General features: G+C 70.1%; 12 protein-coding genes. 9 read left to right on the forward strand and 3 right to left on the reverse strand.

Going from position 1 to position 14425, the window contains the following annotated elements; genetic code table 11:
* Positions 1-72 precede the first annotated feature (72 nt).
* The gene (locus tag ACFV0T_RS27280; protein ID WP_385784345.1) at positions 73-861 is read left to right on the forward strand and encodes a DUF2785 domain-containing protein; all 789 of its coding nucleotides are present in this window, start codon (positions 73-75) and stop codon (positions 859-861) included.
* A gap of 11 nt (positions 862-872) precedes the next feature.
* On the opposite strand, the gene ACFV0T_RS27285 is transcribed toward ACFV0T_RS27280, so the two are convergent.
* Positions 873-1397, reverse strand: a complete 525-nt coding sequence (locus ACFV0T_RS27285; RefSeq protein WP_385784348.1) for a TerD family protein — start codon at positions 1395-1397, stop codon at positions 873-875.
* A gap of 153 nt (positions 1398-1550) precedes the next feature.
* Here ACFV0T_RS27285 and ACFV0T_RS27290 point away from each other — a divergent pair, with 153 nt between their 5' ends.
* The 3 genes from ACFV0T_RS27290 to ACFV0T_RS27300 all read left to right on the forward strand — a co-directional run bounded on the left by ACFV0T_RS27290 (position 1551) and on the right by ACFV0T_RS27300 (position 3846).
* Positions 1551-2156 (forward strand): YdbC family protein, encoded by a 606-nt coding sequence (locus ACFV0T_RS27290; RefSeq protein WP_385784351.1) that lies wholly within the window; start codon positions 1551-1553, stop codon positions 2154-2156.
* Positions 2157-2274: 118 nt separating this feature from the next.
* Positions 2275-2934 carry a histidine phosphatase family protein gene (locus tag ACFV0T_RS27295; protein ID WP_385784353.1) on the forward strand — a complete coding sequence of 220 codons (660 nt, stop codon included), beginning with the start codon at positions 2275-2277 and terminating at the stop codon, positions 2932-2934.
* Between the two features lie 12 nt (positions 2935-2946).
* A complete protein-coding gene (locus ACFV0T_RS27300; RefSeq protein ID WP_385784356.1) occupies positions 2947-3846 on the forward strand; it encodes an ADP-ribosylglycohydrolase family protein in 900 nt (299 codons plus the stop codon).
* A 436-nt stretch (positions 3847-4282) separates the two neighbouring features.
* On the opposite strand, the gene ACFV0T_RS27305 is transcribed toward ACFV0T_RS27300, so the two are convergent.
* Positions 4283-5830: an MFS transporter gene (locus ACFV0T_RS27305; RefSeq protein WP_385784359.1), complete on the reverse strand. Its 1548-nt coding sequence runs from the start codon at positions 5828-5830 to the stop codon at positions 4283-4285.
* A gap of 187 nt (positions 5831-6017) precedes the next feature.
* Between ACFV0T_RS27305 and ACFV0T_RS27310 the strand changes: the two genes are divergently transcribed.
* From ACFV0T_RS27310 to ACFV0T_RS27320, 3 genes are all read left to right on the forward strand, one after another.
* Entirely contained in the window at positions 6018-6641 is a 624-nt protein-coding gene (locus tag ACFV0T_RS27310; protein ID WP_385784363.1) for a TetR/AcrR family transcriptional regulator, read from the forward strand.
* An 82-nt stretch (positions 6642-6723) separates the two neighbouring features.
* The gene (locus ACFV0T_RS27315) at positions 6724-7425 is read left to right on the forward strand and encodes a ribonuclease HII (RefSeq protein ID WP_385784366.1); all 702 of its coding nucleotides are present in this window, start codon (positions 6724-6726) and stop codon (positions 7423-7425) included.
* Between the two features lie 68 nt (positions 7426-7493).
* The gene (locus tag ACFV0T_RS27320; protein WP_385784369.1) at positions 7494-8120 is read left to right on the forward strand and encodes a hypothetical protein; all 627 of its coding nucleotides are present in this window, start codon (positions 7494-7496) and stop codon (positions 8118-8120) included.
* A 405-nt stretch (positions 8121-8525) separates the two neighbouring features.
* Here the strand turns inward: ACFV0T_RS27320 and ACFV0T_RS27325 are convergent, their stop codons facing one another.
* Positions 8526-9146: a hypothetical protein gene (locus ACFV0T_RS27325; protein ID WP_385784372.1), complete on the reverse strand. Its 621-nt coding sequence runs from the start codon at positions 9144-9146 to the stop codon at positions 8526-8528.
* Between the two features lie 962 nt (positions 9147-10108).
* On the opposite strand from ACFV0T_RS27325, the gene ACFV0T_RS27330 reads away from it, so the two are divergent.
* Both ACFV0T_RS27330 and ACFV0T_RS27335 read left to right on the forward strand, forming a co-directional pair.
* On the forward strand, positions 10109-12268 hold the full coding sequence (locus ACFV0T_RS27330; protein WP_385784375.1) for a RecQ family ATP-dependent DNA helicase: 2160 nt from the start codon (positions 10109-10111) through the stop codon (positions 12266-12268).
* Positions 12269-12384: 116 nt separating this feature from the next.
* Positions 12385-13887 carry a DUF4192 domain-containing protein gene (locus ACFV0T_RS27335; protein ID WP_385784378.1) on the forward strand — a complete coding sequence of 501 codons (1503 nt, stop codon included), beginning with the start codon at positions 12385-12387 and terminating at the stop codon, positions 13885-13887.
* The last annotated feature ends 538 nt before the right edge of the window (positions 13888-14425 follow it).

A 14425-nucleotide genomic window follows, 5' to 3' on the forward strand; every position in this document is an offset into this window, starting at 1 on the left:
GCGACTCTTTTCGCACCGGCAGCCCTTTTCGGTGCGTGTCCGAACCGGAGGCGGCTCCCTTAGCCTCCGATCATGACCACGACGCAGTTGTACGACGGTGATATCGGCGAGCTCTCGGGGGCGCCCCGCGCCGCCGCCCTGGACGGCCTGGTCACCGCTCTCCGCTCACCCGACCCGACGGTGCGCGACGACCGGGCCTACGTCACGGCCGTGGGCTGGATACCGGCCCTCGACCCAGCGGAGCGGAACGACCTCGGCGACCGCATGGCCGCGTACTTCACCGATGCCGAACCGCAGGCCCGTACCTTCGCCCCGCTCGTCCTGGCGCGGATCGTCGAGGCGGGGGACTGGCGCGAAGCCTGGTGGCGGCCGTTCGCCGCCTGGTATCCGGCGGAGCAGGACCTGCGCGGGTACGACCCGGCACTCGGCTGGCTGCACGCCGCCGCACACGGCGCCGACCTGTTGGCCGCCCTGTCCCGGCATCCTGGCCAGGACCCGCTGCCGCTGGCCGGGTTGGCGGCCGATCGGCTGCTGGCCCCCACCGACCACCTCTTCGACGCCCTGGAGGACGACCGCATCGCCTACGCCCTCGCCCGGATCCTGAGCCATCCGGACCTCACCGCGGCGCAGTCCGTGGCGTGGCTGGACCCGATCGCCGAGGCCTTTCATACGGGCGAGCCCGGACCGGTGCCCGCCTGGGCCTCCAACGCCGTACGCACGCTGCGCATGCTCTACGTGGTGGCCCACCGTGGTGTGCGCACCCGCAACACCGACGGGCCGCCCCGCCCGCTCACCCACCGGGAACAGGTCCTGGAGGCCCTGGCGGAGACCCTCGCGATCGTCGCCCCCTGGACCGGATGAGGGACCGACCGTCACGCCCTGCCCATGGTCCTGGTGAAGGTCGTGGGATCGTCGTCGAAACCCTCGACACCGGAGTGGAAGGTCCACCCTCCGGAGGAGTCGCGGACGAACTCCGCGACCGTCGCGGCCGTCGCGCCGAGGACGCTGCCGAAGTCGTCCTCGGCCAGGACCGTGTAACCCTCCCGTATGCGCAGCCCCGGGTTGAGCACGCCGACGAACGTGCGCTCGGCGGAACGCTGCTGGATGACGACGCCGACCACCACGCGCGCGTACCGGGCGTCGAGCCGGTCGAGCTCCAGCGTCATGACCTCGTCCCAGCCGAAACCCTTGCCGTCCTTGCTGTCCCGGTTGAGGTAGATCGTGCCGTCGGGGGAGCGGCTGTCGAAGTACACGACGTAGGCAGGGGTGCCATGGGGATCGCCCGCGATGTACGTCGCGGCGACGATGTCCAGGTCGGTCGGCGCCTCCCCCGGCGCGCTCGGGTCCCACTTCAGCGCGACTTCGACCTTGCGGATGCCCTTGTTGAGGCCGCTCACCGGACTCCCCTTCCCCGTGTCACCGAAGCCCTTGGACCGAACTGCCCGTTCGTCAGGGCCGGTTGTCCATCCTGCCACGCGCACGTGTCGCTCGCGTGGCTGCTCTCGGCCGGACAGTGACGGGTGCCACGCTCAGGGCCGTACGATGGCGCGGTGCTGGTCAAGTGGATTCGCTGCACCGTCGTGGACCGCCGCGGCTTCGAGCGGGGGCAGCGAAAGTGGGCGGGGCTTCTGGGAGAGCCGGGATTCCGGGGACAGGGCGGAGGCTGGAGCAGGGGGCGGCCCTCGGTGGCGCATGTCTTCGCGTTCTGGGAGAGCCGCGCCTTCTACGACTCCTTCATGGCCCGCTCTCACGACCGGCTCGCGACGGCCCAGGCCGGCACGTTCAAGGATCCCCAGGTCAAGCTGTTCGACCACCGCTTCGACGTGAAGACCGGTTTCGAACCGCGCTTCACGGACGCGGACCTGATCAGGGTGGCCCTCTGCCGGGTTCACGAGGAGCGCGCCGAGCACTTCACCCTCATGCAGGAGAAGGTCTGGAACCCAGCCATGGCCGGCTCGCCCGGGATGGTCCGTGGGCTGTTCGGCGAGGCGCCGGGGCAGGAGTTCCTGGTGCTGTCGATGTGGCGCTCGCAGGCCGAGCACGGCAAGTACCGCACCGAGCGGGTGGAGCGGCTCGCCCTGCGAGCCCAGCTGGAGGCGGACGTCGCCGCCCTGACCGGGGACATCGTGGAGATGGAACCGAGCTGGACGGTGTGATCTCCCGTACGGTCGATCATGTGCCCTTGTGCGGTCCCTGGGCAGGATCTGTGTGACCTACGCCGTATGGAGGCCGTAGGAGTCTTCGATCGGCCGCCACTAGATCTAGGGTCTTGGCATGGCACGACCACGGCGCATCGTCCTTGTCCGGCACGGCGAGTCAACGGGCAATGTTGATGACACCGTCTACGAGCGTGAGCCCGACCACGCCCTGGCCCTGACCGAACAGGGATGGCGACAGGCCGAGGAGACGGGTAAACGGGTGCGCGAGGTGTTCGGCCGCGAACGCGTCAGTGTGTACGTCTCCCCGTACCGCCGTACCCACGAGACGTTCCGGGCGTTCCACCTGGACCCCGAGCTCATACGGGTGCGTGAGGAGCCCCGGCTGCGCGAGCAGGACTGGGGAAATTGGCAGGACCACGACGACGTACGTCTGCAGAAGGCCTACCGGGACGCGTACGGGCACTTCTTCTTCCGCTTCCCCCAGGGGGAGTCCGGCGCCGACGTCTACGACCGGGTCGGCGGCTTCCTGGAGAGCCTCTTCCGCAGTTTCGAGGACCCCGACCATCCACCGAACGTGCTCCTGGTGACCCACGGCCTGGCCATGCGCCTGTTCTGCATGCGCTGGTTCCACTGGACGGTCGCGGACTTCGAGTCGCTGTCGAACCCGGGGAACGCGGAGATGCGGATGCTCGTTCTGGGGGACGACGGCAAGTACACGCTTGATCGGCCGTTCGACCGTTGGCGAGATCCGGAACCGTACGGGATCACCGGATAGAGTGGCAGAGCGATGACTTCCTCACACGACGGGCGCCTGGAGCGCGCCCTGGCGAGCCTGCGCGGACTGGCGGTGGGGGACGCGCTGGGCTCGCAGTTCTTCGTGCCGGTGAACTATCCACTGCTCAAGCAACGACAGCTGCCATCCGGCCCCTGGCAGTGGACCGACGACACGGAGATGGCCTGTTCCGTCGTGACCGTCCTGGCCGCACACCGGCGCATCGACCAGGACGCCCTGGCCCTCTCCTTCGCCCGGCACCACGACTTCGACCGCGGGTACGGCCCGGCGGTCAACCGGCTGCTGCGCCTGGTCCGCGAAGGCGGCGACTGGCGCGAACTGGCTGCCGCGCTCTTCAACGGACAGGGGTCGTGGGGCAACGGCGCCGCGATGCGGATCGCACCCCTGGGTGCCTATTACGCGGACGATCCCGAGCAGGCGACCCACCAGGCGGAGATCTCCGCCTATCCGACGCACCAGCACCGTGAGGCCGTCGTCGGCGCCATGGCCGTCGCCGCGGCTGCCGCGCTGGCCGGCGCCCCCGGTGGGCCGCCCAGCCCCGAGGCGCTCCTCGACGGCGTCATCGCGCTCGTCCCCAGGAGCGCCGTCGGCGCGGGCCTGCGGCGCGCCCGGGACATGCTGGACTACGGCGACGCGGCCACGGTCGCGGCGGTGCTGGGCTGCGGGCGGCGTACGACCGCCCATGACACCGTGCCCTTCGCTATCTGGTCGGCCGCGCGAGCGCTGGGCGACTACGAACAGGCGTTCTGGAGGACCGCTCAGGTCGGCGGGGACGTGGACACGACCTGCGCCATCGTGGGCGGGGTGCTGGCGTCGGGGAAGGCGGGAGCCCCGCCGGCCGCCTGGCTGGAGCAGACGGAGGCAGTGCCGGGCTGGGTCACGACGTCCGTCTGACACGATCTGTCGCCTCTCGAAGCGTCACGGTGTCCGATGGCCGCCGGGCCCTGCCCTCGCGGCACGGGACGGTCTTGGCGTCGGCGCCACGGTGCGTGCCGGTCCCGGGCGCTGCGGCCAGAAGGCTCGTCGCTGGACTACCTGGCAAAGGTCCTGTCGGCTTCGAGGGGGGGCGACGCGCCGGATGTCAACTCTCCGTGCCCGTCGGGAACTCTGCGTGACCACTCGCTCGTTCTTCTGACATCCACCGTGCGACGCATGGGGGCGCACAGGCAGGTGGCACGGGAGCGGGGCGGGGGAGGTCGGGGTGCGGCTGGTGTCCATGATGTTCACGTTCGCCGTGTACGCGGCAGTGTGGGTGACCGGACCGACGACTCTGCCGTCATCCTGTCGGACATGGTCCGGTCACCTGTGGTACCGCGCGGGCCCGGCTGGATCAGCCGGCCGTGGGGCCGGCCGTCCCCGCCAGTGCCTCCAGGTCGCTCTTGCGGACCCGTATCACCAGCCCTGCGGTCGCCAGGGCGAGCAAGGCCATGGCGGCTGCCGGGATGAAGGCGGTGGAGATGCCCTGGGCGAGCACCTCGTGGCCCCAAGGGGCGGGCAGTTGGTGCGTCTTCGCGAACTCCGCCTTCTGCTCCGCGGAACCGCCGGCGAGGAACTTCGGCAGTTGCTTCTCCGCCTCGTCCTTGCTTGCCGTGCCGAACACGGTCGTCAGGATGGAGAGACCGAGCGAACCACCCACCTGTTGCGTGGCGTTGAGCAGTCCCGACGCGGCGCCCGCCTCGTGCTGGGCGACTCCGGAGACCGCGGTGACCGTCACCGTGACGAAGTTCAGGCCCATACCGAAGGCGAACACCAGCATCGGGCCCAGGATGCCGCCCACGTAGGTGCTGTCGGGGCTGATGAGGGTCTGCCAGGCCAGTCCGATCGCCACCAGGGCGGAGCCGGTGAGCAGGAACGGCTTGGGACCGAGAACCGGCAGGAAGCGCTGCGACAGGCCCGCCCCGAGCGCGATCGCGACCGTCACGGGAAGGAAGGCGACGCCCGCCTTGATCGGGCTGTAGCCCAGTACGTTCTGCACGAACAGCACGATGTAGAAGAACATGCCGAACATCGCCGCGGCCAGGCTCAGCATGATCACGTACGTGCCGGAACGGTTGCGGTCAGTGAACATCCGCAGCGGGGTGATCGGTTCCTTGGCCCGCCTCTCGACGAACACGAAGGCCAGCAGCAACACCACCGCGACCCCGAAGGAACCACGGGCAAGGCCGTCCCGCCAGCCCTCCTCGGCCGCGCGGATGAAGCCGTACACCAGGGATGCCATTCCCACCGTCGAGGTCAGCGCCCCCGCGATGTCGAAGCGTCCCGGGTGCCGTTCGGACTCGCTGATGTAGAGCGGGGTCAGCACGGCGATCAGCACACCGATCGGCACGTTGACGAAAAGCACCCAGCGCCAGTCGAGCCACTCGGTGAGCATGCCGCCCGCGAGCAGGCCGATGGCTCCGCCGCCCGCGGACACCGCGGCGAAGACGCCGAAGGCCCGGTTGCGTTCCGGGCCCTCCGGGAAGGTGGTGGTGATGAGGGCCAGCGAGGTGGGCGACGCGATCGCGCCACCCACGCCCTGGAGAGCGCGTGCCGCGAGCAACTGCCAGGGCTCCTGGGCAAGTCCACCCAGCAGCGAGGCGAAGGTGAAGAGCAGGATGCCGGACATGAACACCCGGCGGCGCCCCAGGATGTCACCCGCCCGGGCGCCGAGCAGCAGCAGACCGCCGAAGGTGAGCGTGTAGGCGCTGACCACCCAGGTGAGATCGGTCGTGCTGAACTTGAGCGCGTCTTGAATGTGCGGGAGAGCGATGTTCACAATCGTCGCGTCGAGTACCACCATGAGTTGGCAGGCCGCGATGACGGTGAGCGCTATGCCGGGATGCCCCTCCCGGCGTGCCGCTCCTGGCTTCTGGTTCTGAACCAACTGAGAGGTTGTCACTATGGGTCCCCCACAAGTGCCTTAGTGAACGCTCGCGTTCACTGTCGCGTCAACGGTAGTGAGTCCCCAGTAGTGAACGCAAGCGTTCACTTAACGCTTTGCCGCCCGGCGTGTCCCCCTTCGACGCCGTGCGGTTCGTCCCTCATCCCCGGAACACCCGCTTCCCCTGCTCGCTGGAGACGCTCAGATGGATACTTCGGGCTGGACGGCCGCCCCCGCTCGGACGGCCTCCCTCCGTCGGCGCGGCGCTGTGCTCGAACGCGCGATCCTCGATGCCGCGCTGGAGCAGCTCGGCACGGTCGGCTGGAACGGCCTCACGATGGAAGGCGTCGCCGCCGGCGCCCAGACGGGCAAGGCCGCGGTCTACCGGCGCTGGCCGTCGAAGGAGGACCTGGTCGCGGACGCGCTACAGGCGGGGCTGCCACGACTCGACGCGGCCCCCGACCGGGGGAGCGTGCGTTCGGACCTGATCGTGCTGTGCACACAGGCGCGCGACGCGATGTTCTCGCGCCCCGGTTTCGCGCTGCGCTCGGTGATTCACGAATGCGATCACGCCCAGGCCGAACGCTTCCATGCGGTGATCGTCGAGGGGGTCGTCGAGCCGACCATAAAGCTCCTGAGGGAGGTCATCGAGCACGGAATCGAGCGAGGTGAGGTGCGGCCGGACGGGGTGAACGGATACGTCCTCGATGCCATTCCAGCCATGATGATGTATCGCTCGAAGATGTGCGCAAGCGAATGGACCGACCGGGACATCGAGGAGATGATCGACCAGTTGATGGTGCCGTTGCTGCGTCCGCACGGCGGCTGAGAGCGGTCCACGGCGACGGTGCGGGGGCCCTGGCGAACCGGGGTGTCGCGCGGGGATCCCGGCGGCGTAGGCTAAGGGCGCCATGCCGTACGAACCACCTACCCACACCGTCGAGCGCTCCCTCCGCGCCACGACCGGAGCGAAGGTCATTGCAGGTGTCGACGAAGTGGGGCGCGGTGCGTGGGCCGGTCCTGTCACCGTCTGCGCGGCGGTCACCGGACTGCGCCGGGCTCCGCAAGGGCTTACCGACTCGAAGCTGCTCACCGTCAAACGACGCAACGAACTCGCCCTGGAGCTCAGGACGTGGGTGACGTCGTACGCCCTGGGGCACTCCTCTCCGCAGGAGATCGACGACCTGGGCATGACAGCGGCACTACGCCTCGCGGCGGTGCGTGCCCTCGATGCCCTTCCGATCCGTCCCGACGCGGTGATCCTGGACGGGAAGCACGACTACCTCGGTGCCCCCTGGAGGGTCCGCACGGTCATCAAGGGTGACCGGTCGTGTGTGGCGGTCGCGGCGGCGTCGGTCATCGCCAAGGTTCAGCGCGACAAAATGATGGCCGAACTGGGTATCGACCATGCAGACTTCGGTTTTGCGGACAACGCCGGGTATCCGTCGCCCGTGCACAAGGCCGCACTGGAGGAACGGGGTCCCACCCCCTACCACCGGTTGTCGTGGGCGTATCTTGATGCGCTGCCCCAGTGGCGGCATCTCAAGAAGGCCCGCAGTTGGGCGGACGGACGCGTTCCGGAGATCGAGGGTCAGCTCGGCTTCGACTTCTGACGATTCCGCTCGCACTGATGTGCCACCCGCTGGCGCGAGCCGCACCAATGTTTGATAAATAACAGCTCATGCCTCTCATTCCCGAGGAGCCTCAGATTCACGAGAGTGTCCAGGGTCCCCGCGCCACTTCGGCCAGCGGCCGCATCGCGCCGACCCCCCGCCCCGTACCCGGACCCCGCCCCGCGGCTCCGTCGCGCCCCGGTCGTCCCGGACCTCTCCGGCCCGCGCCGCCGGTGCAACGTACTGCGCGCGACGTGGCCGGGTCCAAGCCCGAACCGTCGGGTCCTGTCACCCCTGCCCCTTCTGATGCGGCGACTCCGCAGCTCCAGCTGATCCCGGCCACGGTCGAGGGTGCGCTCGAAGCCGCGGACGAGGCCGTGGACCTGCTCCTGGACTCGGGTCGCGTTCCCGGTGAGATTCTTGTGATCACCACCGGCGATCCGCACCCCTGGGCCGCTCACGAGCTGTCCTTCGGCGAAGCCTCGTACTGGGCACAGCACGACGCACGCGACGACGTGTTCTATGCCGACGCCGCCATCGCGGGTCGTGCGGGATCCCGTCCGGTGGTCGTCGTGGCCGTCAACGCCACCGCTGCCGCCACCGCCCTGTCGTTGGCCCATGCCAAGGCCGGCGCCCTGATGATCGTCTGTGGTGACCCGCAGCAGATCAACGCGGTGCTGGGCGCGGGCGTCTGAGTCGAGTCCGCCGGTCTCGGCGCAAGCCGGGAGCGACGGAGGTGCTGCCGCGGCGGCACCCGCACGGTGGGCGTTTCTGCATGCCCGGACGGCTGTGGTCGCAGTGGGCGCACGCCGTGGGCGTGTGCCTCCGCCCGGCCCGGACTTCATGGCGTCGGGCACGTTTCCCCACTGGACGGCCGGCCGTCGCGGGCGAGTGCTCGGCCGCCGGCCGGGGCGCACGAATCCGCGGTCGGCACCGGCAGCGTCAATGCATCTGTTTGGGGCAGGGCCACGCCTGGCGCTGCCGTCGACGACGGGGCTCCGGCTCCATGACATGCCCCGCCGTGCGCCCTGCGGGCAGGCTCTTCGCGGCGTACGCGCGTGTCCGCCTCGCTGGAGTGAAGCTCCGTCGATCGGCCCGGTTCAGCGGGCGGCGGCGCGGAGCAGGACCTCCGAGGCGGCGCCACCGGTGCGCGGCAGCAGCGGCGGCGCCTCGGACAACCCGAAGGGCTCCGGCGCCGAGTCGGTGTTGGGGCGACGGCCGCCGCGGCCCTCGCCGAGAACCTGCCAGCCGTCGTGGGTCAGCGTGATGTACGCCCCGCAGCGCAGCCCGTGCAGCGTGCAGGCGTCGCGCAGCCCCCACATCCACGCGCCGTCCTCCTCCGTCCAGCGCGCGTCGCCCTCACGGCAGTAGAGCAGCACGGCGGTGCGTACCGGAGTGCGGCGCCGCAGGTCGTGCGGGATCACCTTGCGCAACTGGGCGAGCAGCGCATTGCGGAACATCCAGCCGTCGGCCGGGACCGGGCGGCGAGTGAACGAGGCACTGGCCCGAACTCGTTCGTCGGGGTCGAGTACGGCCACGATCGCCGTCGCCGACTTGGGGCGATGCCGGGAGTGGAGGCCACTGACGACCTCCCGGGGGTTGCGCAGCAGTGGGATCCCTGCGGCGGCCCACTCCGCGGGTTCGAGCAGACGGCTGGCGGAAGCGGCGGACGTGGATGTCGACAACGATGCCGCCGAGGACGGAGCGAATCCGAAGGTCACGGGCCTCCCTTCGGCTACGCGCCCACACTGCGGGCGGGTCGGATTCGAGGGAACGCACACCGCAGCAGAGCCCTACCTGATCACGGACGAGCCGTGCGGGGAGCGGACTTCAATTCTTCCTGTCGAACTGGGATGCGGCAACGAGCAATTGGGGCCACCGACCCCTATGCGATGGTGTGTGGCTTATATCCCTACCCCGTGTTTCACCCGATGATACGAGAGGCGGCGGCGTGCGACGCGTTCGACCCCGATCAGGGGGTGAGGCGTACAGGACTCGAACGAGTGCGGGGATGTGGCCGTGAGGAGTCGCCCCCCGCCTCGGGCAAGGGCGGCGGAGGGAGCGGTAGAGAGTGGACGAGGTCCCTGGCAAGGGTGGATGGCACGTCAGCGCGCGGTCGAATGCCTTGAGGTGCTGGACTCTGTCGCCGGTCACCACGCTCACTGATCGCTGCTGGACGGTCTGTCGTTGTCCGACAGTCGCCCCCGGGCCGCCCGGAAACGACCTGCGGGGCGGCGGGAATCCGCCGTCCGCGGTGAACCTCGTACTTGCGCAGATGTCCCGCTGGCCGCTGGCCAAGACCGCAGACCGCTGGCCCAGACCGCAGACCGCAGACCAAGCCCACAGACCGCAGACCAAGACCACAGACCAAGACCACAGACCAAGACCACAGACCAAGACCACAGACCGCATGGCTTGGCGTCCTCGTAGTCCAGCCGGCGCCGGAGCTGCGTCCGGCAGGCATGCGTCCCGCGCGTGCTTTTGTATCGCCTGCTTCGTCCCGCGCTTCCTCGCGCAGCGCCGACCCCTCGTCCCGCGCCTACTCGGGCATGACCTGCCCCGCGCCTGCCCCACGCCCCTCATGTACTCGCGCATCGTCTGCCGCTCGCACTGCTGCCGCGCGAGCCGGTGGTCACGCTGGGTGAGCTGGCCCATTGTCCTTGCGATCGGGTTGCATGGGGGTATGGACAACCTGGAGCTCCGCGCTGAAGCCGACGCAATCCTCGCTGAGCTCGTCGGTGACCCAGGGGGTTCGGCGCGGCTGCGGGACGACCAGTGGCAGGCGGTCGCGGCTCTGGTGGAGGATCGGCGCCGCGCGCTGGTGGTGCAGCGCACCGGCTGGGGCAAGTCGGCGGTCTACTTCGTCGCCACCGCACTGCTGCGGCGGCGTGGGTCAGGCCCTACGGTGATCATCTCGCCGCTGCTGGCGCTGATGCGCAACCAGGTCGATTCGGCGGCGCGGGCCGGGATCCAGGCGCGCACCATCAACTCGGCCAACCCGGAGGAATGGGACGCCATCTACGGGGAGGTCGAGCGCGGTGAGACGGACGTCCTCCTGGTAAGTCCGGAACGCCTCAATTCTGTCGATTTCCGCGAGCAGGTGCTGCCCAAGCTCGCGTCCACGACCGGCCTCCTCGTGGTCGACGAGGCGCACTGCATCTCGGACTGGGGGCACGACTTCCGCCCCGACTACCGCAGGCTGCGGGCGATGCTCGCCGAGCTCTCACCGGGCGTACCGGTGCTGGCGACCACCGCGACCGCCAACGCGCGGGTCACGGCGGATGTGGCCGAGCAGCTCGGCACGGGGGCCGGTGAGGCCCTGGTGCTGCGCGGCCCGCTGGAACGGGAGAGCCTGCGGCTGGGCGTGGTCCAGCTGCCGGACGCCGCGCACCGCCTGGGCTGGCTCGCCCAGCACCTCGACGAACTCGCGGGCTCCGGGATCATCTACACCCTTACCGTGGCCGCGGCTGAGGAAGCCACCGCCTTCCTGCGGCAGCGCGGCTTCAACGTGGCTCCCTACACGGGCAAGACGGAGAACGCCGACCGGCTGCAGGCCGAGGTCGATCTTCAGGAGAACCGGGTCAAGGCGCTGGTCGCCACTTCCGCGCTCGGCATGGGGTTTGACAAGCCGGATCTGGGCTTCGTGATCCATCTCGGCTCGCCGTCCTCGCCGATCGCCTACTACCAGCAGGTCGGCCGCGCGGGCCGCGGTGTGGAGCACGCCGATGTGCTGCTGCTGCCGGGCAAGGAGGACGAGGCGATCTGGCGCTACTTCGCCGATACCGCCTTCCCGCCCGAGGCCCAGGTTCGCCAGACCCTCTCGGCCCTCGCCGATGCGGGACGGCCCTTGTCCCTGCCGGCGCTGGAAGCGGTCGTGGAACTTCGGCGTACCCGGCTGGAGACCATGCTCAAGGTGCTCGACGTCGACGGGGCCGTCAAGCGGGTGAAGGGCGGTTGGACCTCCACCGGTCGACAGTGGACCTACGATGCCGAGCGGTACGCTTGGGTGGCCAGGCAGCGTGCGGCCGAGCAGCAGGCCATGCGCGACTACGTGAGCACGTCCGGGTGCCGAATGGAGTTCCTGCGTCGGCAGCTCGACGACGAGGGGGCGACTGCGTGCGGTCGGTGTGACAACTGCGCGGGCGTCTGGGCCGATCCCTCCGTTTCGGCGGAGATGCTGACGGGCGCGACGAAGGAACTGGACCGCCCGGGGGTGGAGGTCGAACCGCGCCGCATGTGGCCGACGGGGATGCCCGCACTGGGCATCGACCTCAAGGGGCGTATCCCGGCCAAGGAGCAGGGTTCCACCGGGCGGGCTCTGGGGCGCCTGTCGGACATCGGCTGGGGCAACCGGTTGCGCCCGCTGCTGGCCGAGAACGCGCCCGATGCGCCGGTCCCGGACGATGTCCTTCAGGCCGCGGTGGCGGTTCTCGCCGATTGGGCTCGCTCGGCGGGTGGCTGGGCGCCGAATGTCCCGGACGCCTCTGCCCGGCCGGTGGGCGTCGTCGCTGTTCCGTCCCTGACCCGCCCGCAACTGGTCGGCTCCCTGGCCCAGGGAATCGCAACCGTCGGCCGTCTCCCCTTCCTCGGAAGCCTGACGCGCACCGGGCCGAGCGGCGCGCACGCACCGCGTCGGAGCAATTCCGCCCAGCGTCTCAGGGTGCTGTCCGGTGCCTTCGCCGTTTCCGAGGACCTTGCTGGTGCCCTGGCCGGTGCTCCCGGCCCGGTGCTGCTCGTGGACGATTACACGGACTCCGGCTGGACCCTCGCGGTCGCCGCCCGCCTGCTCCGTCAGGCCGGCAGCGAACGAGTTCTTCCGTTGGTCCTCGCCGCGGCGGGCTGAGGGTCCCGGGCTCCACCGAGTCCGGTTCCGCACTCGGCCGAGCCCCATGGCGTGTCCCTGACGGAAGTTATCCACAGGGCAAAGCGGAACCGTGGGATTCGCGAGATCGTCAGCGCATGACGAATCACGGCGAAACGACTGGATCGTTCGAAAGCGGCGACATGGCGCGAGACGCGGATATGGGACATGCCGCGTTCGAGGGCCCCACAGCCACGCACCAGGTCACCCTGCGCACCCCGGCCGAACTGGCCGATGCGCTGCCCTACCTGCTCGGGTACCGCCCCGAGGACAGCATCGTCCTGGTCGCCCTGCACGACAAGGGCGGCCGGGGCCGGTTCGGCGGCCGGGCGCGGCTCGGAATCCCGGCCGGCTCCGACGACTGGGCTTCTGTGGCCCGTCAGTTGGCACAGGGACTGGTGACGGGCAGCGAGCGCAGGGGCGCCCGGCCCGAGCAGATGGTCGCCTACCTCTGTCAGGAACCGAGGAAGGGTGAGTCCGGCCGGCAGGTCATGGAACGGCTCCAGCCCCTCGCCCAGCACATCCGTGTCGAATGCGGTCTCCTCGACGTGCCGGTCATCGAAGCGCTGTGCATCTCGGACGGCCGCTTCTGGTCGTACTGCTGCACAGGCGAGGCGTGTTGTCCGGCCGAGGGCGTCGCGATGGGCCTGCCCGGCACCTCGGTGCTGGCCGCCGCAGCCACCTACGCCGGCGTCCAGGTGCGCGGCACGCTGCGAGAACTACGGGCCAGGCTGCTGCCTTGGGAGACGGCGGCCGCGCTGGATCAGGAGGCCGCCCTGGACGGCGCCAGCAGGAATCTGGTCCCCAGGATCCTGGACGAGATGAGCCGTGCCTGTGTGGCTGACGAGACCCTGGCACTGGCTGAACGGGTCATGAGGCGCTACGCCGAGGCGCCCACAGTCTCCGGAACGCTCATGGCCGACGGCCGCGACGACGAACTGCTGGGACATGACGAGGCAGCGGCGCTGATTCTTGGTCTCCAGGACCGTACGACCCGGGACTGGGCGGCGGCATGGATGGAGGGGGACGAGGCCGGTCCCGCGCTCCGTCTCTGGCGCGCCCTGGCCCGCCGCTGTGTCGGGTCCTACGGCGAGCACGCCGCTGCGCCCCTCACTCTTGCGGGTTGGGTCGCCTGGTCGACCGGCGACGACCTGGAGGCCCGGGAAGCCCTGGCCATGGCGCTGGGCGCTGACCCGGCGTACCTCTTCGCCCGTCTGCTGCACCAGGCCTGCAACGAGGGCCTGGACCCGGAATCGGTCCGCCGCTGCCTGCGAACCGAGCGCGCGGAACGTGACGTGACCGGGCCGGAGGCACGTGAGGTGACTGAGCCGGTGGTCAGTGAGGTGACTGAAGCGGTGTCCGGTGACGCGGCCGGTGCCGTCGCGAGTGACACACCTGGTTCTCCGGTCGCATCGGGAGCGGCGCCTCGCCGCCGACGCCGTTCGCGTGGCGGCGCCGGTGTCACAGAGGGGCGCCGCCACGGCGCGGCCCCGACGGGCAGTACGCGCCCACGGGGTGCGGGGAAGGGGGCTGCGCGGTGTCGGAGCACCAGGGCGGGAGGCGCGAGCCTTGGGCGCGGTGACACCGATGAGGAGGCATGAGCAGGGGGAGGCATGAGGACCACGCCCCAGGGCCGGCGCCAGGTGGGCCGCTGCACCGCCGCCATTCGGTTGGCTGCCCCATGGCGGCCGTGACCCCAGGGAGCCCGGCTCCGTTCACCTGAGTGGCGGAACGCATGGACGGTGCGCGCTGCCGCGCCCAGGTTCCGCCCCCAGCCCTCCGGCCGGCGCCGCCCACGCCGGCGGCGCACAGAGCGCAGAAGAAGACACCGTATGCACCAGTCCACTCCGCCCTCAGTCGACGACGACCGCTTTGCCGCCGGGCGATCCACTGCGCCCCTACCTCCGGGCACGGGCGCAGGCACGGGTCCGCAGCCCGCGGACGAGTCCGGTGCGCACCAGGACCGATCGCCCGCCCGGACAAACCCGAGCCAGAACCAGAACAGCGAGCAGAACCCGAACTACTACCAGAACCAGAACAACAGCCAGAACCAGTACGACAACCAGAACCCAAACCAGGTCCAGAGTCCAAACCAGGTCCAGAACCCAACGCAGAACCAGCCCCACACCCCCGTGGAGC

Origin of the sequence: Streptomyces sp. NPDC059582 (assembly GCF_042735715.1) — a bacterium.
Lineage (GTDB): Bacteria > Actinomycetota > Actinomycetes > Streptomycetales > Streptomycetaceae > Streptomyces.